This window comes from Chryseobacterium indologenes (assembly GCF_001295265.1).
Taxonomy (GTDB): domain Bacteria; phylum Bacteroidota; class Bacteroidia; order Flavobacteriales; family Weeksellaceae; genus Chryseobacterium; species Chryseobacterium indologenes_A.
On sequence record NZ_LJOD01000001.1, the window covers coordinates 755551 to 776587 of the forward strand.

Here is a 21037-nt window from a genome sequence, read left to right on the forward strand (position 1 = left end):
TTTAGGATTTTGAATGATACTTTATTATTTTCAAAAGTATAGTCGGAACAGATTCAGAATCCTGACAGTTTTTTTTCTAAAGATCTAAGTTTTTAAGAACTTTTTCTTTAAAACACTGAATTTCAGAATCATTTATTTGATCACTTTCTTTCTGAGCCAGTTTTCTTTTTAAAATATCATCTAAAATTTTAAGTTTTGATTCATAAGCCCTGCACCATTTACAGATCTTCAGGTGCATAGAAAGCTGCCAGTTCTCCTTTCGGGAGATGGTTTCCGCATTTCTTTTCTCCATCAGCATCGTAGCAGTGCTGCATGGAAGGAACAAAATATGAATAAATTTTCTCAACATGTTTCAGATATGGTTATAAGTTGGCAAACCAGTTCAAATCCAGGCATTCTCTCAGCTGCATTCTGCTTCTTTGAAGGATCTTCCACAGATTAGTCGCGGAAATCTGTAATTCCTGACTTACCTCAGGGGCTTTTTTCTCCTGAAGATAATACATCTTCAATGGAATCTTCCATCGGGAGGGTAAACGGTCAATACAATCTTCCAGTGTCTTAATGAAATCCTTGTTATCAAGAAGCTCAGATTCCCTATCCGAAACATTCCAGTCATTCAATACCCCGTCATTCCTCCATGAACCTGTTTCATCAAAAAAATGATCCAGTTTAATCTGTGGTTCCGATTTATATTTTTTACGGTAAAAGTCAGCGGCTTTTCTGTTCAGAATAGCCATCAGCCAGGTTAGCGGCTTGCTTTTTTCTTCAAAAGAATCATATGATGAAAACGCAGCAAGGAAAACGTCCTGAACAATATCCTTGGCTTCTTCCTTATCCGAAAGCAGATATACCGCCCTTTTCAAAAGAGATCCGGAATACAGTTCCACCCAGCTTTTCAGTACTTCGTCTTTCGTCATTATTCTCTATTCCTGCTTCTTCATGAGTTTCTTTATCAAATCCGGACGATTCAGCAGGAAATTTTAATTTTATTTAAACGAATATAATAAGTAAATCATAAAAACACAAAAATTTTTCAATCCGTGGTGGCTTTTTGTTGTAAACTGAAAAAAATCTGCCAAACCTTGCCCATTTTCGGTAAAACCAAACCTTATAGATTTTTAAAACACATGTATTTTTAGACCTATAAAGTTTCCGCCTTTACAACCATTTTTTTACCAAAACTGTTAATCGTCCATCAAACTCTGCTTTATCACGAATCCCATACCAACAGATCTTACAGACAATAAATTTTCCGCATGATAAAGGCGCACCCGGTACTATTCAAAACATCACATAAAATTACATCCGAATCGCTTAAAAATCTTAAATTTGCATCTTATCATAAAATGGATTAAAAAAGCAAAGCAATACATATGACATCACAAGAGATACGTCAAAAATTTTTAGATTACTTTAAAAGTAAAGGCCACCTTATCGTTCCTTCAGCTCCAATTGTGCTGAAAGACGACCCTACCCTTATGTTTTCCAACTCAGGAATGACGCAGTTCAAAGATTTTTTCTTAGGCTATAAAACACCTACCGCCCCTAGAATTGCCGATACACAGAAGTGTCTGAGAGTTTCCGGAAAACATAACGACCTAGATGATGTAGGTAGAGATACCTATCACCATACTATGTTTGAAATGTTAGGAAACTGGTCTTTTGGGGATTATTTCAAAAAAGATGCTATTGCTTTTGCCTGGGAATTACTGACGGAAGTTTACGGAATTCCAAAAGAGAATTTATACGTAACCATTTTTGAAGGTGATGCTTCAGAAAACCTTGACAGGGACCAGGATGCTTATGATTTCTGGAAAACACACATTTCTGAAGACAGAATCATTAACGGAAACAAAAAAGACAATTTCTGGGAAATGGGAGAAAGCGGACCATGCGGGCCATGCTCAGAAATCCATGTTGACCTGAGAACTCCGGAAGAAAAAGCCAAAGTTTCAGGACTTGAGCTGGTTAATAACGACCATCCTCAGGTAGTGGAAGTATGGAATCTGGTTTTCATGGAATTCAACAGAAAAGCCGATAAATCCCTTGAAAAACTTCCTGCACAGCACGTAGATACAGGAATGGGCTTTGAGCGTCTGTGTATGGCGCTTCAGGGAAAATCGTCCAACTATGATACCGATGTTTTCACCCCGCTTATTGCTAAAGTGGAAGAACTTTCAGGAAAAAAATATACCGGAATTTTAGAAGATGAAAAAGACATCGCAATCCGTGTGGTGGTAGACCATATCAGGGCGGTTGCTTTTGCCATTGCAGACGGACAGCTTCCTTCAAGCGGAGGAGCAGGATACGTAATCAGAAGAATCTTAAGAAGAGCGGTTTCTTACTCCTATAGATTCTTAGACATAAAAGAACCTTTCCTGTATAAACTGGTGGCTGTTCTTCAGGAGCAGATGGGACCATTCTTCCCGGAAATTGATAAGCAGGGCAAACTGGTAACCGAAGTGATTAAAAGTGAAGAAGAATCATTCCTGAATACCATTGAAAACGGATTGGTAAGAGTTACAAAACTAATCCAGCAAACCATTGCCGACAACCAGAAAGTATTGCCTGCAGCTGAAGTTTTCGAGTTATATGACACCTACGGTTTCCCGGATGACCTAACAAGAATTATTGCGGAAGAAAAAGGGCTGACCATCGACCAGGAAGGCTTTAATGCCAAAAGAAGGGAGCAGCAGGAGCGCTCCAGAGGAGGAGATGCTAAGAAAGTATACGACTGGGTAATATTGGAAGAAAAACCAGAAACATTTGTAGGATACGACCAGCTTGAAGCAGAAACCTATATTACGAGATACAGAAAAATAGAAAATAAAGACGGAGAATTTTACCAGGTGGTATTAAGCAACTCCCCGTTCTATCCGGAAGGCGGAGGCCAGGTTGGAGATAAAGGAGTTCTGGAAAATGCAACGGAAAGCTTCGAAGTACTGGAAACCAAAAAAGAAAACGGACTGATTATTTCACTCCTCAACGGTCTTCCGAAAGATGCCGGAGCTGTTTTCTATGCTAAGGTAAATGCTGCTGACAGAAAAAATTCCCAGGCCAACCACTCTGCAACTCACCTTTTACATGAAATATTGAGAGAGGTTTTAGGAACCCACGTAGAACAGAAAGGATCTTATGTAGGACCGGATTATCTGCGTTTCGACTTCTCCCACTTCAGCAAAATGACAGAAGAAGAGCTGGCACTGATTGAGCAGAAAGTAAACCAGAAAATAAAAGACAGCATTGCTTTACAGGAATTCAGAAGCATTCCTATTCAGGAAGCTTTAGATAAAGGAGCAATGGCTTTATTCGGTGAAAAATACGGAGATAATGTGAGAATGATCCAGTTCGGAAGTTCAAAAGAACTTTGCGGGGGAACTCACGTAAAAAATACCAGTGAGATCGGTCATTTCAAGATCACTTCCGAAGGTTCCGCAGCAGCGGGAATCAGAAGAATTGAAGCGATTTCCGGAGATGAATCTGAGGCATACTTCAGGAACTTAGAACAACAGATGCTGGAAATTTCCCAGTTGCTGAAATCTAAAGATGTCGTAAGATCCATTGAAAAGCTGATTGAAGAAAACATTTCCCTTAAAGCTGAAGCAGATACTCTTAAAAAAGAAAAAGCGAAAGGCGAAATCGGAGAATGGAAAAATGCCTACGAACAGAAAGGTAACAAACAGCTTCTTGTGAAGAAAACTTCCCTTGATGCAGCTTCTGTAAAAGACATTGTTTTCCAGCTGAAAAGAGAAATCCCCACTTCAGTAACGATCATCCTTTCTGATGCTGACGGTAAACCAATGATCACAGTAGGAGTTTCTGATGACCTTGCCGCAGATTATCAGGCTGGTGCTATTGTTAAAGATCTTGCAAAAGAGATCCAGGGCGGCGGCGGCGGAAACCCGGGCTTCGCAACAGCAGGCGGTAAAAACCTTGACGGTCTGGAAAATGCCTACCAAAAAGCATTAACTATCTAAGATCACAGATCTTATATCATACAACATTAAAAACTTCTGAAAATTTTCAGAAGTTTTTTTTATTAAGTCTGTTTTAAACTTAACCACAGACCAAAGGTTTAACGTAGTCAAAAGACACAAAAGCTCTCAAAAGAATAAAAATCAAAGATTTTTGAAGGCTTATGGGCTCTATTTTTTCAGAGTAATAATTAACTTTAAATAAAGCCTCCTGATTTTTTGTGTCTTTTGAGGTTTAATAAAAGGCTAAACAGTCTTATTTATAACCGTTCTAATTATTGACTTTACCTTAACAAAGCATTATGCAAACTTAAACAAATGGTTTTCTCTTCTTAAAATATAATTCACAATAGACCTTTAGTTTTGCTTCAAATCGAAATTCAAAAAAAGTAATTATGAAAATGAACAAAACCATTGGAGCCTTATTGTTTGCTGCTGCCATATTTCAGGCCTGTAACGACGATAATGAGGGCAGCCCTGCAGAAGGAAACGGACCTATAAATCCTAACATCAAAATTGAAAATTTTTCTCAGGAACCAGCCTTTGTTTACGGAATGCCCGGTTTTGAAAACCTGAATATCACCACACTGATTTCAAGTTCTGATGTGCTTTCCGGATCTCCCAACTTTGTTTTCGCAGGCCAGCCGGACGGGATGGGAATTATGAAAGACCCAAATTCCGAAGGATATCTGATGATTACCAACCACGAAATCACACAATCTGTATCAAGAGTATATTTAGATAAAACGTTCAGACCTTTCAAAGGAGAATATATTCTGAACGGAATCGGCGGGATGACCAGATTATGTTCTGCAACCCTGGCAACTCCGGAAACCCATGGCTTCAGTGCATTCCTTACTGCCGGAGAATCCGGTGAAGAGAGTATGGTTCATGCGCTTAATCCGCTGGCCCCTGTTACCCAGGCATCTGATCAGAGCAGGGTAAAACCGGCTTTAGGGAAAGCTTCTATGGAAAATGCCGTTCCTCTTCCTAAAGATGTTTCAGGCGGAAAAACATACATCATGATTGGTGAAGATCAGTCCTACTCTTCTTCGCATCAGTCTGCCGGGCAGCTAATCATGTATGTTTCCAATACACCTGGAGATCTGGACAACGGAAAACTGTATGCTTTAAGGAGAACCAACAACAACTATACGGAAACGGATATGGTAAAAGGAAGTTCTTACGATGTAGAATTCGTGGAAATTCCTAATGCCAAAAACCTTACGGGAGCACAGATCAACCAAAAGAATATCGACAATAATGCCATCCGTTTTTCAAGAGTGGAAGATGTAGATTACAGAAAAGGAGCCGGAAAAGGAAGAGAAATTTACTTTACCGCAACCGGGGAATCTTCAGATGGAGTTAATCCAAAACCAGGATTAACGATGTGGGGAAGAGTGTACAAGCTGGTTCTTAATGAAAGCAATATGCTGGCAGGAAAACTGGAAGTGGTAGCAGAAGGAGATTCCAATCCTGGAAATAACCTGATTAATCCCGATAACCTTTGTGTAACAGAAAACTATGTTTATATCCAGGAAGACGGTGATTCTTATTATACGGCCGCTGCTCACGATTCTTACATCTGGCAGCTGAACATCGCTACAAAACAGTATAAACCATGGCTGAATATGAAGCATAACAGAACAGATTCAGCGTGGCAGACAGCCTACAACCAGTCCGGAAATCTACAGAAATTCGGTTCGTGGGAATTTGGTGCGATGGTGGATATTTCCAATATCATTGGTCTTCCGAATACCTTTGCAGTTAACATCCACTCTCACACATGGCAGAAAGATAAATTCAAAAATGCGGACGGAGCCGGTGTTAATACCAACAAAGAAGGCGGACAGATCGTCATCATCAGAAACGTAGAGAAATAATTGCAACCCTATTCAATAAAAATTGAAGTATCAGCGGAAAATGTTCCGTTGATACTTTTTCATACCTATGAAAATCCTTTCCAAATACCCAATCCTTCTTACTGTATCCGCAATACTTGTTTTTCTTGTACTCTGGCAATGCAAAAATGATAAACACCAGCCTGTTAACGAAGACATGGCTGCTGTAAAAAGTGAAATACTGAAAACCAATGCCGCTTTTGAAAAACAGATCAGTGAGCTTATGTCTCTGGTCTCAAAAGATAGTGATCAAAAAACGCTTCAGGAAAAATTTGAAGCCCTCAGAAAAACGTATAAAAGAATGGAATGGGCAGTGGAATATTTCCTTCCTCATTCTGCAAGGTTCATCAACGGTCCCGCACTTCCTGAGATTGAAATGGATGAACACACAGAGCTGGAACCGGAAGGCCTTCAGGTACTGGAGGAACTCTTATATCCTTACACACCAGAAAATAAGGAAGAAACCATTCGTCTCCTTAAGAAACTGACCAATAAAAGCAATACGATAAAGGCTAATTTCCAGGCTATTTCCATCAGCAAAGATCAGATTTTTGATGCAGTACGGCAGGAAATTTTCAGAATATCAAGCTTAGGAATTTCAGGATTTGACACTCCGGTTTCGGGAACATTTTTAAAAGAGATGCCTTACGCTCTGGAAGGAATCCGGCTTACCCTGAAACAGATTTCCACGGAACATTCAAAAGACAGGTCCTTAAAAGATCTGAATACCGCTATTTATTCTGCAATTGCTGTTCTGAAGAAGAACACAGACAAAAATACGTTTGATTATGTGAATTTTATTCCGGATCACCTGAACAGGATCTCTTCTCTGATGCTTGAGTTCAAAAAACAGGAAAGTATTCCGGACATAGAAATTACATCGGCACTAAGTAAAAATGCATCTACTTTTTATTCTAAAAATGCATTTGATCCCAATGCTTTTACACCGGGAAAGGAATTTGCTTATTCACAGGAAAAAGCAGACCTGGGCCGGAAACTTTTTAATGATAAAATCCTTTCCAATAACAACGACAGAAGCTGCTCCACCTGCCATATTCCGGAAAAAGCCTTTACCGACGGACTTCCAAAATCCATGTCACTGGCCAATTCGGAATTACAGAGAAATGCCCCTTCCCTTAATTATGCAGGATTCCAGCATGGCCAGTTCTGGGATATGCGGAAAGATGATCTGGAAGGTCAGAGTTCTGATGTCATTTCCAACAAAGAAGAAATGCATGGTGATCTGAATGTGATCCTCGGAAAAATCAACAAAGACCCGAAATACCTTCCCGAATTCAAAAAAATATTCAAAACGTCAAAAGCAGAAACCTGGCAGCTTCAGAATGCACTGGCAAGCTATATCCGTTCATTAGCCCGGTTTAATTCAGATTTTGATGAATATATGAGAGGAACTCAATCAGCCATGACCGAAAATCAGAAGCAGGGCTTCAATCTTTTTGTAGGAAAAGCCCAGTGTGCAATTTGTCATTTTGTGCCGTTATTTAACGGAACTGTCCCTCCGAATTTCAAAAAAACTGAACAGGAAGTATTAGGAACAGCAGTGAACGGCAGCAACAAAACGTTTGATCAGGATCCCGGCAGAGGAAAATTCCATCAAACGGTAGCTTCTCTTCAGCACTCTTTTAAAACCCCAACGTTAAGGAATATCAGCAAAACAGCTCCTTATATGCACAACGGCGGTTATCAGACCTTAAAAGAAGTGATGAGCTTCTATAACAAAGGTGGCGGAAAAGGGTTCGGATTTAAGGTAGAAAACCAGACTTTATCGGATACTCCATTGAACCTTACGGATAAAGAAACTGATCAGATTATTGATTTTATGGGAGCTTTAAATGACCGATAGCAATTAGGTAATCCGTAATCAGTTTGGCAGGTGTTGATATGTTATAATAGTGGTAATTCAACTTGTTTTAACAATCGGAATATTAGATTATATCAATGTCATAACAAATCATAAAAACTTTTCCAAAAGGAGAAATATTATTACTTTTGAACTAGTTTTTGCATGAAAAGGTTTTTAATATTCTTATTTTTCCTGATATATTTCTTTGGTTATTCACAATCAAAGATTAAAGTCATAGATGAGACCGACCGCCGGCCTGTCTCCAATGCAAAGATATCCTGCAGCGGCAAAATTATCGGTTATACCAATGCTCAGGGAATACTGGAATTCAGTGCATCCTGCAACACTCTTGAGATTGAAGCTGACCGCTATCAGAAAGAGACGGCAACCGCAGAAAATGATATGGAAGTTTCACTGTCGAAAAAAACATTCAGAACCACCTCTATTGAAGAAGTGGTGATTGAAGATAAAAGTGATCCGAGGGCTCTTGAAATCCTTAAAAAGGTGAATAAAATGTTTAAAGAAAATTCACCGAAAAGCCTGGGCTCCTACTCTTTCAAATCCTACGAAAAAGTCTCTCTGGATATTGATGAGGACAGTATCTCCCAATTCAGCAAATTTTTTGATGATGCCAATCTTTTCAAAAGAAAAAGAGAAAAAGATTCACTGAATAACATTTCTGCAAGGCAGATTTTTTCCAAAAGCAAACTCTTCTTATGGGAAAGGGCTCAGGAATTTATCTATTCAAAAAAATACGGGGAAAAGATCAATATCCTGGATAACAGAATTTCCGGGCTTAAACAGCCTATGTATGAAATGATCGCCATTCAGCAGAGCAACAGGGATAAGGTTCCGAACCAGATCAAGCAGGAAAACAGAGGCCTGTACAGGTTCTTTCTCTCCGATACCATTGAGGTAGACGGAAGAAAAACCTTTGTAATTAAGTTCCGTGAAGTGAACTATAAAAAGCAGGATAAAAAACGAAAGTATAACGGTGCAATCTATGTAGATACACAAACCTACGGAATCCAGAAGATTGAAAACTTCAGCAAAAATAAAAATGACGGAATTATTACGAGTACCTGGATTTTCTATAACAACAAATGGTTTCTTTCCCAGGAAAAGGTAAAACTAAGGATGAGCAAAATGGCTATGGAAGAGGATGATAAAGAGAAACCGGAAAATAATCCTGAAAAAAAAGACCGGAGAAGCTTCGGAACTTATGCCTTCCTCACCTCCAGATATTTTGATTTCAAATCCCCTGTAGAAGAAAATCCAAAAGATTTCAAAGGCTATACTTTTTCGGTAAAAAATGCAGACGGACAACTGCTTGACCGCTACAGAACAGATCCTTTAACGGAAAGGGAACGTAATACCTATACCACAATCGACAGTCTGGGCAGAAAATATAATATTGACAGCAAAGCCAGAATCCTGACCGGACTTATCAACGGGCAGATCAGAGTGGGAATTGTAGATTTTGCAGTGGATGAAATCGTGAATTACAACTTATATGAAGGATTCAGACTTGGATTGAAAGCCAAACTGAATGAAACCTTTAATCCTTATTTTTCTCCGGATTATTATTTCGCTTATGGTTTTAAAGATGATAAATGGAAATATGGGATTGGTCTGGATATGAAGACCACACTGGATAAAAATTCATTTTTCAGGGTTGAATATTATGATGATGTCACCTCTTCAGGAGAGTTTTACAGAAGATTGTGGAACTTCAAGATGAGAACAATGAATTACGGAAACAACATCAACAACGATAAATATTACCACTTCAGGGGCGCTTCCCTGTCTTACCTGAATGATGTAACCAACGGTTTAACTCTTGTTTTTGCTGTCAAACGAAATATTGAGGAAGCTAAATTCGATTATCAGTTCAGAGAAAGAGGTGCTGCATTTGACAATTTCAATACTTTATTTACCTTAAAATATTCTCCGAATTCCACGAATATTATGACCCCTCAGGGAAAATCTATCATCGACCAGAAATATCCGGAGCTGTATCTTAACTATGAACAAAGTTACAAAGCGTTAGGCGGGGACTTCAATTATACCCGTTTTGATGCGCTGTTTGTTCATAATTTTAAAACCATGCTGGGAACAACAGGTTTCAGATTATACGGAGGAATTGTTTTAGGAGAAGCTCCCATCTGGAAACACTTTACCATGAACGGGCTGGCCTCTCCGAGAAAGGATTTCAATTTCAACCTTACCTCTTATCTTGGCTTTGCCACACTGGAAGGCGGAAAATATTACAATGATAAATTTATTGCGTACTATTTCACCCACAAGCTTCCACTCTATTTCAAAAGTTTCGGACAGAATATTTCCAGTTTCGATTTTGTACTGAGAGGTACTATAGGAGATATGAAGCATCCTGAATATCACCAGTTCAGATTCAGAAAGCTGGATCATTTATATCAGGAAGTAGGTCTGGAATGGAATAACTTTTTATCCAGCTATTTCAATTTAGGATTGTTTTACAGAGTGGGATATTACACCACTCCGAATTTTAAACAGAATTTTGCCATCCAGTTCAAACTTAAATTATTAGAATTTTAAATATATTATACCAAAATGCAGTCAATTGAAATAAAAGCAGAACAGTTTTTTGAATTATTAAAATTAAAAGATACTTCCATGTGGGCCATTTTCTCCCAGATGATCGACGGAAATGAGAAAGAAATTATCTTTTTGGACCAGGAAGATAAAATCCTTTTCAATTATGTTCTGCCTTCAACACAGGAAAAGCTGGAAGAAGACAGAAAGGAATTCTCTAAACAGTTTGCGGATAAACTGGCTGATCTGAATTAAAACCTCCTGCCCTCCGAAGTCTCCTGACTTCGGAGTCATATTTTTGTCTTTTTTCATTGTATTGTTCAGAATCTGGAGACTTTGCGGAACGAAAGTTTCAAGTAGCGGGTGTATTTCTTAATTATATCATTGAATTTCAACCCTTTGTACTATTCCCAAAACGTACCTCATCCACTACAATTAATTTCTCAAAAACTCATCCAAGGTTTTCTTAGCTTCAGCCACATCGTGCACCCTTAAGATTTTAGCGCCCTGTTCCAAAACTTTCCGATGAAGTTTCTGGGTTTCTTCATTAATATCCAATGGTGATTTACCGAGTGGCTTATAAATAAAAGATTTTCTGGAAATCCCTATCAGCAGGGGAAATCTTCCAAATCCGAGATATCCTGTTTCACCAATCATTTTCATCTGATCCTCCACAGTTTTTCCAAATCCGAATCCGGGATCAAGAATGATATCTTTCACACCTTTCTTCAGCAGTTCATTCACTTTCTGTGAAAAATAACGGTTCACTTCCAGGGTAATATCTTCAAACTTAATCTTATCATGCATGGTTTCATAGGTTGGGTTGATATGCATCAGAATATACGGAAGTCCGGTTTCAGCTGCTGTATCAAACATCTTGATATCATATTGTCCGCCTGAAATATCATTGATCATATCAATTCCTTCATGATAACCAAACTTCACGGTATCGGCATAGAAAGTATCCAGAGAAATCAACGCTTCCGGGAACTCTTTTTTAATTTGGGAAATAATGTTTCCTATCCTTTTGATTTCCTCTTCACTGCTTAAAAATTCCGCATCCGGACGGGTTGACTGCGGGCCGATGTCAATAATTTCAGCACCTTCTTTCAGTAGTTTTTCGGTTTGTTTCAATGCTGCTTTTTCAGAATTAAATTGTCCTCCATCTGAAAAAGAATCCGGTGTAAGATTCAGAATACCCATAATTTTTGGGGTATCCAGCTGTACCAAACGGCCGTTACAATTAATTGAAAAGGTTTGAGAACTTAAGGACCTGAGAGTTTGAGTATCTGAAAACATTGAATTTATTGGTAAATAATTTTAAGTACTGCAAAAATAGTGATTTTACAGGGTTGTAGTGATTAGTTATTCATTGATAGGAAATATAAATCTGACAGGAAATCCAGCTTAAGGCTTAAACTTTGAATAGTAAACATGGCACCTGCTATCCTTTCTGTTTCCCTTCTGTTAAAACCTCCGTTTTCAAACCCAAAACTAATTCGTATATTTGAAAGATTAAGAGAATTTATGTCAGAAACATCAGTACAGTTCGGGAAAGTTATTAGTGAGTGCCGTAATCTTTTCAGCAAAAAAATGCAGGATTACGGAGCAGCGTGGAGGGTTTTAAGGCCCAGCTCTATTACGGATCAGATTTACATTAAAGTTAACAGAATCCGCACTTTACAGATGACCGACAAGAAAATGGTAGATGAGAGTGAAGAGGATGAATTCATTGCCATTGTCAACTATTCCATCATCGGGCTGATCCAGCTTGAAAAAGGACTTTCCAATGATTTTAATGAAAACAGGGAAGAGATTATTGCTCTTTACGATAAATACGCTCAGGAAGCCCTTGCTTTAATGGAGCGTAAAAATCATGATTACGGTGAAGCATGGAGAGATATGAGAATCACCTCCATTACCGATCTTATCTATCAGAAAGTATTAAGAACCAAACAGATTGAAGATAATCAGGGAAAAACCATCGTCTCTGAAGGGCTGGATGCCAATTATTTTGATATGCTGAATTATGCTGTTTTCTGTCTGATCAAATTCTCCGAAAAAAAAATGAATACTGAACCCAAAAAATAATTGAATATGCTTAAAGGTTTATTACGTTTTATTGTCGCTGTGATCTTCATCCTTTCAGGTTTTGTAAAAGCGGTGGATCTGGTAGGTTTTTCCTTCAAAATGGAAGAATACTTTTCACCTTCTGTTTTCAATATGCCTTTCCTTGAAAAATTTGCACTGCTGTTTTCAATTATAGTGGTTGTACTGGAGCTTTTCCTGGGATTTATGCTCCTGCTTAAAATAAAACTTAAATTTACCCTTTCAGCATTAATTGCCCTTTGCATCTTCTTCGGATTCCTAACCTTTTATTCCGCTTATTTCAACGTAGTAACGGACTGCGGATGTTTCGGGGATGCGGTAAAATTTACACCCTGGCAGAGCTTCATTAAAGATATTATTCTTTTAGCGGGTCTGATCCTTCTGTTTATCCTGTACAGAAAAGAATTCAGAAAGAAAGATGAGTATAGCAGCAATACCCAAGAATCTTCCGGTAAGTTTAAATATTATATCCTTGGAATCTTCTCTCTGATCATGATCTACATTATGGCTCAGGGCATTTTACATGAACCGATGATTGATTTCCGCGACTATAAAATAGGAACCGATATTAAAGGAGAGAAAGAAAAAATCAATAAAAACCCTTCGGAATATAAAACATTCTATTCCCTTAAAAATCAGAAAACAGGAGAAACAGTGAATGTAGACCAGGACGATTATATCAAAGAAACAAAATACTGGGCAGAAGGTTCCCCATGGAAAATAGAGGAAGGAAAAAATAAATCTGTCCTGATTAAAGAAGGCTACAAATCTGAGATTGCGAAATTTAAAATTGATGATCCTGCAGGAATGGAGCTGACTGAAGAAATCATCAATGCCCCTAAAGCAATCCTTGTCTTCTCCTACCACCCGAAAGATGTGCCTGCAGATCTTCTTCAAAAAACCGAAGCTAAAGTAAATGCACAAAAAGGAGCTGTAATCTACGGAGTTTCCACCATCCCAAATACTTTTAAAACGATTAAAAATACCATGATGGACGGAACAGCGATCAAAACCATCGCCCGGAGCAATCCTTTCGTACTGGTATTGGAAAAAGGGAAAATTGTAGACAAGCAGCCTGCAAAAGACTATATTAAATAGCAGAGTGGCAGCCAATGGTGAACAGTGAACTTAAAAACAATTATCTCCTATAAATTGGCCATTCATTTGAAAACAAAATTGACTATTCACTATTAAAAATCAACTATCATATTAAAAACATACATTAAGAATGCAAAAATCAAATAAATCTATCGCCGGGTATCACCTTTTAATGATCCTTTCTTCTGTAGACGGAGAATTTGCTCCTGAGGAAGGAATGCTTGTACAACAATATCTGGCAGATGAGTTTCCGTTCAGAATGAACCTTGACAATGAGCTTGAAACCCTGGCTTTATTACAGCCCGAGGAATGGAAAGACCACTTTGAATTTCACGCACGATGCTTCCACGACGATTCTACGGAAGAAGAACGCATAAAATTTGCAGAATTTGCCAAAACACTGATCAAAGCTGACAATAAGGTAACCGATGAAGAGCATACTTTCTACAAGCTTTTGAAAAATCTGTGGAATATTTCTTAAACTGATTCAAAAAAACAAAATATATTATGAAAAAATTTTATTTCGGAATATTAGCAATAAGTACGTGTATGCAGGCTCAGAAATTCCCCGCCCTTAAGGCCCCCGTTGCCGAAAAACAGGAACATATCAGGGAAATCCATGGTGATAAGGTAAATGATCCTTATTATTGGATGATCGATTATTTTAAGAAAGGAAAAGATTCCACAAAAGTTGTCGACTATCTGAAGGCAGAAAATACCTATTGGGAAGGGATGATGAAAGATACAGAACCCTTCAGGGAGAGCCTTTTCCAGGAAATGAAGTCCAGAATCAAAGAAAAAGATGAATCTGTACCGGTTTTCAAAAACGGATATTACTACTATACCCGTACGGAAACAGGAAAGCAATATTACAAATACTGCCGAAAGAAAGGCAGTCTCAATGCTCCGGAAGAAATTGTTCTGGACGTAGACAAGCTTGCAGAAGGACATTCTTATTTTGCAGCCTCAGGCTTCAGCATCAGCCCGGATAATACCAAACTGCTTTACGGAGTAGATGATGTGTCCAGAAGACAGTATAAGTTATTTCTGAAGGATCTTACTACCGGAAAAACAACAGATCTCGGCATTAAAAATACCGGAGGCTATGCTGAATGGGCAAATGATAATAAAACCATTTTCTATTCTGAGAATAATCCTGTTACCCTTCTGTCTGAAAAGATCAAAAAGCATACTTTGGGAACAGATCCCAACAAAGATGTAACTGTTTATGAGGAAAAAGACAAAACCAATTTCATATCAGTATACAAATCTAAAAACCAGAAATACATCCTGATTCATTCCGGGGCAACAACCTCTTCCGAAACTAGGTATCTGGATGCTGATAAACCGGACGGTACCTTCAGGGTTTTCCAGCCAAGAATGAAGAACGTTCTGTATACGGTTACACCTTTGGAAGATAAATTCCTGATCAGGACAAATAAAGATGCTCTTAATTTCAAAATCGCTGAAGCACCTTTAGACAAAACCGGAGTTGAAAACTGGAAAGACTTTATTCCGCACAGAAATGATGTTCTGATGCAGGGCGTAAGCGCTTTTAAAAACTATCTTGTTTTCAGTGAAAGACAGAACGGTCTTACCCAGCTTATCGTTTTCGACAGAAAGACAGGTAAAAAAGAACCGTTAAAGTTTGACGAACCCGTTTACACCGCTTCAGCAGCTGAAAATCCGGAGTATAATACAGATAATTTCCGTTTCGGATATACTTCAATGATTACACCTTCTTCCCAGTTTGAACAGGATTTGAAGACCGGAAAAAGAACTCTTCTGAAGCAACAGGAAGTTTTAGGAGGCTATAATAAAGAAAATTATACTACAGAAAGACTTTTCGCAACGGCAAAAGACGGAACCAGGATCCCTATTTCAATTGTGTATAAAAAAGGATATAAAAAAGATGGAACCAGTCCGTTATTATTATATGCTTACGGATCTTACGGAAGTTCTATGGACGCATCTTTCAGCAGCACAAGACTGAGCCTTCTGGACAGAGGCTTTGCTTATGCCATTGCTCACATCCGCGGAGGTCAGGAAATGGGAAGACAGTGGTATGAGGACGGAAAAATGATGAAAAAGAAAAATACATTTACCGATTTCATTGATGCCGGAGAATATTTAGTCAAAGAAAAGTATACTTCCCCTAAACATCTGTACGCTCAGGGAGGAAGTGCCGGAGGTTTGCTGATGGGAGCCGTTGCCAATATGAAGCCGGATCTATGGAATGGCGTAATTTCACAGGTTCCGTTTGTAGATGTCATCAACACAATGCTTGACGAAAGTATTCCGCTTACCACTAATGAATATGACGAATGGGGAAATCCTAATAATAAGGATGCCTATTTCTATATGAAATCCTACTCTCCGTACGAAAATATAGAAAAGAAAAAATACCCTAACCTTCTGGTAACAACGGGGCTTCATGATTCGCAGGTGCAGTATTTTGAGCCGGCTAAATGGGTGGCCAAACTGAGAGATATGAAAACAGATAAAAACGTACTGATGCTGAAAACCGATATGGAATACGGCCACGGCGGAGCCTCAGGAAGGTTTGATTATCTGAAGGATCTGGCCCTGGTATATGCCTTTATGTTTAAGCTGGAAGGAATTAATAAATAAGAAAACTCCCCGCAGATTATGCAGATTCATAGGCGGGGAAAATATAAAAGTAAATCAATCAATATATAAATCTATGAGAAGAAAAATAGTTGCAGGAAACTGGAAAATGAACAAAAATGTAATTGATGCACAACAGTTGATGATTCAATTACTGAGCTATAAAAACAATACTGCCACCAACTGTGAGGTATGGATTGCCCCGCCTTCCTTATACCTGATGATGGCCAAGGATATTTTCGAAAAAGATGAGATAGGTGTGTTTTCCCAGGATATGAGTGCTCACGAAAGCGGTGCCTATACCGGAGAAATTTCCGCGGATATGCTAGAATCTATTGATGCTACCGGATCTTTAATCGGGCATTCTGAAAGAAGACAATACCATGGTGAAACAGATGCCAACTGCAACAAAAAGGTAAAGCTAGCTCTTGATAAAGGACTGATCCCTGTTTACTGTAACGGAGAAACCCTGGAGCAGAGAAAAGCAGGCCAGCACTTTGATGTCGTAAAAAGCCAGACTGAAGAAGCTCTTTTCACACTTTCTGCTGACGAGATCAAAAAAGTAGTCATTGCTTACGAACCGGTTTGGGCAATCGGAACCGGAGAAACCGCTACACCGGAGCAGGCACAGGAGATTCATGCACACATCAGAGGAATCATTGCTGCAAAATACGGTCAGGAAGTTGCTGATGAGGTTTCTATCCTTTACGGAGGTTCTGTAAAACCGGATAATGCTAAAGAGATCTTCTCCCAGCCGGATATTGATGGAGGACTGATTGGAGGAGCCGCTTTGAAATTAGAGGATTTCTCTAAAATTATCGAAGCTTTTAATTAATATTGAAAAAAGGATTGGCCTAAAGCCAATGGAATTTATTATAAAAGCTGTTTAAACTTTTTATTAAGCCACAAAAGATTGAGATGCTTTATTTAAAGTTGATCATTACTCTGAAAAAAGAGAACATATAAGCCTTTAAAAATCTTTGATTTTTATTCTTTTGAGAGCGTTTATAGTATCATAACATCTGTGTAATTTGTGTGATCTGTGGGAAATAATATGAATTCTGTTAAGGCTAACCTACTATAGAAACAAAAACGGCGGAATCTTCGATTCCGCCGTTTTCTTTTAAAAAAATCTAATTATTGAATATCGACTACATACATAGTTCCTTTATCTGTTTTTCCGGTTTTAGGAAGGATTTTTGCTTTGGGATTCCCGTTTCCGTCATCCAGGATTCCAAAGTCATCATCATTGAAAACAGCCAGTTTGTTATTTCCCAGATAAACAATTCCTTCAAATTTATCATGTTCATATCCCAGTTTGGCAACCAGGTCTACGGCTAATGTTTTCGATACCGGTTTTATTCCGGCAGCGGTAATTTCATTCCACGTACACTGTTCCAGTGCCTTGTTATTGATTTTCATTCCATCCACAGCCGCAACATCAGATCCGGTTACATCAGAAGCATCTGTCAGACTGATCCTGTATACTTTTTTCATTCCACCCTGCGATCCGAAATTTCCGTCTCTTTCGATCACCAGGAATTCTGTATTGCTGATTGCTGTGATGTCACATACAGAATCTGAAGCTCCGCCGTCCTGTTTATATAAAAATTGTTTTGTTTTCCCTGTGGCAATATCGAAGGTTACAATTCTCGTTAACGTAGTATTGGTAGCCAGAGCTTTGGTCGGAACATGCATCATAGACTGAATGGTTCCTACCAGTGTTTTTCCGTCTGGCGTAATGCATAATCCCTCCATTCCTCTGTTCGCTCTCCTTTTAGCAAGAACGGCAGGCAGCTTTCTCGGTCCCGTATTGACGCCTATCGGGCTTATCCTCTCCATTTCTACCCCTTCTGCGCTGTAATGTACAATATGCGGACCATATTCATCAGATACCCAGAAGGTACCATCCGCAGCAGCTACAATACTCTCACTGTCTAAACCGTAATTATCCGTTCCTAAAACATTTCCGTTTACGTCGTAAGCGGTTTCGCCTGTACTTCCCATTCCTGCGGGATTTGGAAGTCCCGTAATCGGCTGGCCGGACGGGTTTTTCAGTTTAATATATTTAATGACTTCAATATTTCCGTCAGCATTGATCTTAAAATGCATGATAGTTGGTGTAAAATCCGGAGCCGGAAACTTTTTCCCGTTCAGATAATCGGTATTCGGACCGCGGTCTGTAATCACATAAAACTCACCTTTTCTGCTTGGGTGGGCGGCTGCTCCTGAACCGAAACCTCCGTTAATCACATCCACACCATTTACAGTTGCCAGTTTAGAAAAAGGAAGTTCCTGAGGAAGTCCGGAATAATTAATATCCTGGCTACCTATATTCTCATCATCTTTACAGGATACAAGAACCATAAGTACCAATGCAGGGATCAGCAGTTTTTTCATGTTTACTTTTATGGCAGCGAAAATAGACATTGATTGTAAATTGATCTTAAATGCAAGAATAAATATACTTTAACAATGAAGGGTTTAAGGTTAATTAATTTTAAACAGGAAAAATATCAGAATAAACTCCAATATCGCCAATTCTTTACTGAATTAAAAAATCTATCAAACAAAAAACACCCAATCTATTAAACAAAATGTAAAAAGGAAGAATAATTCACAAAACAGCCTCAAAAATTTACATCCTATATTTGCAGTGGTTTAAGGCTGAACCATTGTTCATTAAAAGGGAACCAAGTGAGAAGAATATTCAAATCTTGGGCTGTACCCGCAACTGTAAGCTGTTTAAACAGGAATACACTGTGCCACTGGATCAAAATCCGGGAAGGCGTATTCCTGATGCAAGCCAGGAGACCTGCCTTAACTGTATTCATCAGGAACATAGGATTTGAAGTTATTCATTTCTTTTTTCTGAAGGAAAGTTTCGGGAATAAAACTTTAATTTAATTATATCATGAAAAAAATCTACTTTTTTTTCCTGCTGCTGTGCATGCAGCTCCTGTCAGCCCAGTTCACTGAAAACGACATTAAATTCTGGGTAGGAACCGGTTCTAAAAAAGCCTACTTTATTGCTGACTTCAATGATGATGACAATCCTTCCTCCTATGCCTGGGGTTACCGTTTTGACTCGGACAACCTGACCATGGAAGATCTCATTGTAGCTATTGCCGCAGCAGAACCTAAAATGGAAGTGGAGATTCCATCAGGATTCCTTTTCAGCTTAAATTATAACCACCACACTCCAAGTCCAGATGATTACTGGTCTACATGGTCCGGTACATCTGCTGAAAATATGACACTCAATAACGGCGTGAGCGGAGATCCGCTCGTAAACGGAAAATGGTACGGAGCCTCTTTTGGTTATGGATTTACCAATAATACTCCTCCACTTTCCCATCCGTCACCTCCGGTTCCAGCTTACAGTTCGTCATGGTATACTGCATCACAGATCACCAACTGGATTGGTACAGGAAGCAATTCAAGTCTTGTAATTATTGATTTCGGAACCACCGGTTCAAACGGCTCTGCCCATTCTTTTGTCTTCGGAATCAGATACAACGGAACTATTACTGCTGAACAGGCTCTTCAGCTGATCCAGGCGCAGACATCTTATTTCAATTTCACTTCCACAGGAGGACAGATCACTTCCCTTTCTTTAAACAGCCATACAGGAACACCAGCAGGAACAAGTGCATGGAAACTTTTCAAAGGGAAAGATCTTTCAGGCTGGAGAGGTCAGTCCTCTTTATCACAAACCCAACTGAGCGATAATGAATGGTTAGGTTTAAGCTTCGGACAAAGATTACCATTTACCCCTACCGAAGCGTCACAGGAAGTTTTAGGTGTTTCTGATGTTCAGAAGAAAATATTCAGAATTTATCCGAATCCGGCAAGTGACTTTATTCAGATAGAAACAGCTGATGATGTAAAAGAAGTCAATATCTATACGGTTTCCGGACAGAGAGTATTGGTTTCCCAGGCTTCAAAAATAAATATTCAGTCTTTATCAGCCGGTATTTATCTGGTGGAGATTAAAACCTCAAAAAATACATCGGTTCATAAGCTTATTAAAAAATAACGTATATGAGTTCGCATAATAAAAACCTAACAGGTCTGAAAAACAGCACAAAGCTTTAATATTCAACATTATAAACAAAAAAAACGCACCAAATTGGTGCGTTTTTCATTCATCCTTAAGGAAAAATTATTTTTTCTCTGTAGATCTCTGTAAAACCTCGTCTACCATTCCGTAGCCTTTAGCTTCTTCAGAGGTCATCCAGTAATCTCTGTCAGAAGATTTCTCTACCCATTCGTAAGTCTGCCCTGAGTGGTGACCGATAATTTCATAAAGTTCCTGCTTCAATTTCAGCATTTCTCTAAGGTTGATCTCCATATCGGAAGCCACTCCCTGAGCACCTCCTGAAGGCTGGTGAATCATTACTCTTGAATGTTTAAGCGCAGAACGTTTTCCTTTCTCTCCTGCAACCAGAAGAACAGCTCCCATTGAAGCAGCCATTCCGGTACAGATTGTTGCCACGTCCGGCTTAATGATCTGCATGGTATCGTAAATTCCTAACCCTGCATACACGCTTCCGCCCGGCGAGTTGATATAAATCTGGATATCTTTTGAAGGATCTGCACTTTCAAGGAATAAAAGCTGTGCTGTCACGATGTTGGCCACCTGGTCATCAATTCCTGTTCCCAGGAAAATGATTCTGTCCATCATCAGACGCGAGAAAACGTCCATCTGGGCAACGTTTAATCTTCTTTCTTCCATGATGTAAGGTGTAAGATTGGTTGGACCATACATTCCCATATACTGATCGGTAACCAGACCGTTATTTCCTAAATGTTTTACAGAGAAATCTCTGAATTCTTTTTTAATGTCCATATTTCTATTATGTATTATTATACTATTTTTTCAAAGT

Annotated in this window: 16 protein-coding genes and 1 riboswitch; of the genes, 11 read left to right on the top strand and 5 right to left on the bottom strand. The window is 38.8% G+C overall.

The window, feature by feature from the left end; translation table 11 throughout:
* Window positions 1-76: 76 nt before the first annotated feature.
* Together AOB46_RS03400 and AOB46_RS03405 are read right to left on the bottom strand one after the other, a co-directional pair.
* Window positions 77-349 carry a hypothetical protein gene (locus AOB46_RS03400; protein ID WP_062696626.1) on the bottom strand — a complete coding sequence of 91 codons (273 nt, stop codon included), beginning with the start codon at window positions 347-349 and terminating at the stop codon, window positions 77-79.
* Window positions 350-362: 13 nt separating this feature from the next.
* On the bottom strand, window positions 363-917 hold the full coding sequence (locus AOB46_RS03405) for a sigma-70 family RNA polymerase sigma factor (RefSeq protein WP_062696627.1): 555 nt from the start codon (window positions 915-917) through the stop codon (window positions 363-365).
* 456 nt (window positions 918-1373) lie between these two features.
* Here AOB46_RS03405 and alaS point away from each other — a divergent pair, with 456 nt between their 5' ends.
* The 5 genes from alaS (at window position 1374) to AOB46_RS03430 (ending at window position 10568) form a co-directional block, all read left to right on the top strand.
* The gene (gene alaS / locus AOB46_RS03410) at window positions 1374-3977 is read left to right on the top strand and encodes an alanine--tRNA ligase (RefSeq protein WP_062696628.1); all 2604 of its coding nucleotides are present in this window, start codon (window positions 1374-1376) and stop codon (window positions 3975-3977) included.
* A 392-nt stretch (window positions 3978-4369) separates the two neighbouring features.
* A complete protein-coding gene (locus AOB46_RS03415) occupies window positions 4370-5857 on the top strand; it encodes a hypothetical protein (RefSeq protein WP_062696629.1) in 1488 nt (495 codons plus the stop codon).
* Window positions 5858-5924: 67 nt separating this feature from the next.
* Window positions 5925-7739 (top strand): cytochrome-c peroxidase, encoded by a 1815-nt coding sequence (locus AOB46_RS03420; RefSeq protein ID WP_062696630.1) that lies wholly within the window; start codon window positions 5925-5927, stop codon window positions 7737-7739.
* A gap of 162 nt (window positions 7740-7901) precedes the next feature.
* The gene (locus AOB46_RS03425; protein WP_062696631.1) at window positions 7902-10316 is read left to right on the top strand and encodes a hypothetical protein; all 2415 of its coding nucleotides are present in this window, start codon (window positions 7902-7904) and stop codon (window positions 10314-10316) included.
* 15 nt (window positions 10317-10331) lie between these two features.
* Window positions 10332-10568 (top strand): hypothetical protein, encoded by a 237-nt coding sequence (locus AOB46_RS03430; protein WP_062696632.1) that lies wholly within the window; start codon window positions 10332-10334, stop codon window positions 10566-10568.
* Between the two features lie 180 nt (window positions 10569-10748).
* Here AOB46_RS03430 and folP read toward each other — a convergent pair whose 3' ends face one another.
* Complete coding sequence (folP, locus tag AOB46_RS03435) at window positions 10749-11516, bottom strand: dihydropteroate synthase (protein WP_241489152.1); 768 nt, start codon at window positions 11514-11516, stop codon at window positions 10749-10751.
* Between the two features lie 324 nt (window positions 11517-11840).
* Between folP and AOB46_RS03440 the strand changes: the two genes are divergently transcribed.
* From AOB46_RS03440 to tpiA, 5 genes are all read left to right on the top strand, one after another.
* A complete protein-coding gene (locus tag AOB46_RS03440) occupies window positions 11841-12404 on the top strand; it encodes a DUF1599 domain-containing protein (RefSeq protein WP_062696800.1) in 564 nt (187 codons plus the stop codon).
* A 6-nt stretch (window positions 12405-12410) separates the two neighbouring features.
* Complete coding sequence (locus tag AOB46_RS03445) at window positions 12411-13520, top strand: BT_3928 family protein (protein ID WP_062696634.1); 1110 nt, start codon at window positions 12411-12413, stop codon at window positions 13518-13520.
* 130 nt (window positions 13521-13650) lie between these two features.
* Window positions 13651-14001 (top strand): TerB family tellurite resistance protein, encoded by a 351-nt coding sequence (locus tag AOB46_RS03450; protein ID WP_062696635.1) that lies wholly within the window; start codon window positions 13651-13653, stop codon window positions 13999-14001.
* Between the two features lie 26 nt (window positions 14002-14027).
* Window positions 14028-16151, top strand: coding sequence for a S9 family peptidase (locus AOB46_RS03455; protein ID WP_062696636.1), 2124 nt, complete (start codon window positions 14028-14030; stop codon window positions 16149-16151).
* 73 nt (window positions 16152-16224) lie between these two features.
* The gene (gene tpiA / locus AOB46_RS03460) at window positions 16225-16983 is read left to right on the top strand and encodes a triose-phosphate isomerase (RefSeq protein ID WP_062696801.1); all 759 of its coding nucleotides are present in this window, start codon (window positions 16225-16227) and stop codon (window positions 16981-16983) included.
* Window positions 16984-17285: 302 nt separating this feature from the next.
* Here the strand turns inward: tpiA and AOB46_RS03465 are convergent, their stop codons facing one another.
* The gene (locus AOB46_RS03465; RefSeq protein ID WP_241489153.1) at window positions 17286-18578 is read right to left on the bottom strand and encodes an esterase-like activity of phytase family protein; all 1293 of its coding nucleotides are present in this window, start codon (window positions 18576-18578) and stop codon (window positions 17286-17288) included.
* 217 nt (window positions 18579-18795) lie between these two features.
* Window positions 18796-18986, top strand: a riboswitch (cobalamin riboswitch).
* A 76-nt stretch (window positions 18987-19062) separates the two neighbouring features.
* Between AOB46_RS03465 and AOB46_RS03470 the strand changes: the two genes are divergently transcribed.
* Window positions 19063-20187: a T9SS type A sorting domain-containing protein gene (locus tag AOB46_RS03470; RefSeq protein ID WP_062696637.1), complete on the top strand. Its 1125-nt coding sequence runs from the start codon at window positions 19063-19065 to the stop codon at window positions 20185-20187.
* Between the two features lie 126 nt (window positions 20188-20313).
* Here AOB46_RS03470 and clpP read toward each other — a convergent pair whose 3' ends face one another.
* Window positions 20314-21000 carry an ATP-dependent Clp endopeptidase proteolytic subunit ClpP gene (clpP, locus tag AOB46_RS03475; RefSeq protein ID WP_027373257.1) on the bottom strand — a complete coding sequence of 229 codons (687 nt, stop codon included), beginning with the start codon at window positions 20998-21000 and terminating at the stop codon, window positions 20314-20316.
* Window positions 21001-21037: the final 37 nt, after the last annotated feature.

Excerpts from the sequence above, each read along its gene's own strand:
- AOB46_RS03450 (WP_062696635.1), top strand. The coding sequence starts at position 13,651 with ATGCAAAAATCAAATAAATCTATCGCCGGGTATCACCTTTTAATGATC.
- alaS (WP_062696628.1), top strand. The coding sequence starts at position 1,374 with ATGACATCACAAGAGATACGTCAAAAATTTTTAGATTACTTTAAAAGT.
- clpP (WP_027373257.1), bottom strand. The coding sequence starts at position 21,000 with ATGGACATTAAAAAAGAATTCAGAGATTTCTCTGTAAAACATTTAGGA.
- AOB46_RS03445 (WP_062696634.1), top strand. The coding sequence starts at position 12,411 with ATGCTTAAAGGTTTATTACGTTTTATTGTCGCTGTGATCTTCATCCTT.
- folP (WP_241489152.1), bottom strand. The coding sequence starts at position 11,516 with ATGGGTATTCTGAATCTTACACCGGATTCTTTTTCAGATGGAGGACAA.
- AOB46_RS03420 (WP_062696630.1), top strand. The coding sequence starts at position 5,925 with ATGAAAATCCTTTCCAAATACCCAATCCTTCTTACTGTATCCGCAATA.
- tpiA (WP_062696801.1), top strand. The coding sequence starts at position 16,225 with ATGAGAAGAAAAATAGTTGCAGGAAACTGGAAAATGAACAAAAATGTA.
- AOB46_RS03470 (WP_062696637.1), top strand. The coding sequence starts at position 19,063 with ATGAAAAAAATCTACTTTTTTTTCCTGCTGCTGTGCATGCAGCTCCTG.
- AOB46_RS03405 (WP_062696627.1), bottom strand. The coding sequence starts at position 917 with ATGACGAAAGACGAAGTACTGAAAAGCTGGGTGGAACTGTATTCCGGA.
- AOB46_RS03465 (WP_241489153.1), bottom strand. The coding sequence starts at position 18,578 with ATGTCTATTTTCGCTGCCATAAAAGTAAACATGAAAAAACTGCTGATC.
- AOB46_RS03430 (WP_062696632.1), top strand. The coding sequence starts at position 10,332 with ATGCAGTCAATTGAAATAAAAGCAGAACAGTTTTTTGAATTATTAAAA.
- AOB46_RS03400 (WP_062696626.1), bottom strand. The coding sequence starts at position 349 with ATGTTGAGAAAATTTATTCATATTTTGTTCCTTCCATGCAGCACTGCT.
- AOB46_RS03425 (WP_062696631.1), top strand. The coding sequence starts at position 7,902 with ATGAAAAGGTTTTTAATATTCTTATTTTTCCTGATATATTTCTTTGGT.
- AOB46_RS03415 (WP_062696629.1), top strand. The coding sequence starts at position 4,370 with ATGAAAATGAACAAAACCATTGGAGCCTTATTGTTTGCTGCTGCCATA.
- AOB46_RS03455 (WP_062696636.1), top strand. The coding sequence starts at position 14,028 with ATGAAAAAATTTTATTTCGGAATATTAGCAATAAGTACGTGTATGCAG.
- AOB46_RS03440 (WP_062696800.1), top strand. The coding sequence starts at position 11,841 with ATGTCAGAAACATCAGTACAGTTCGGGAAAGTTATTAGTGAGTGCCGT.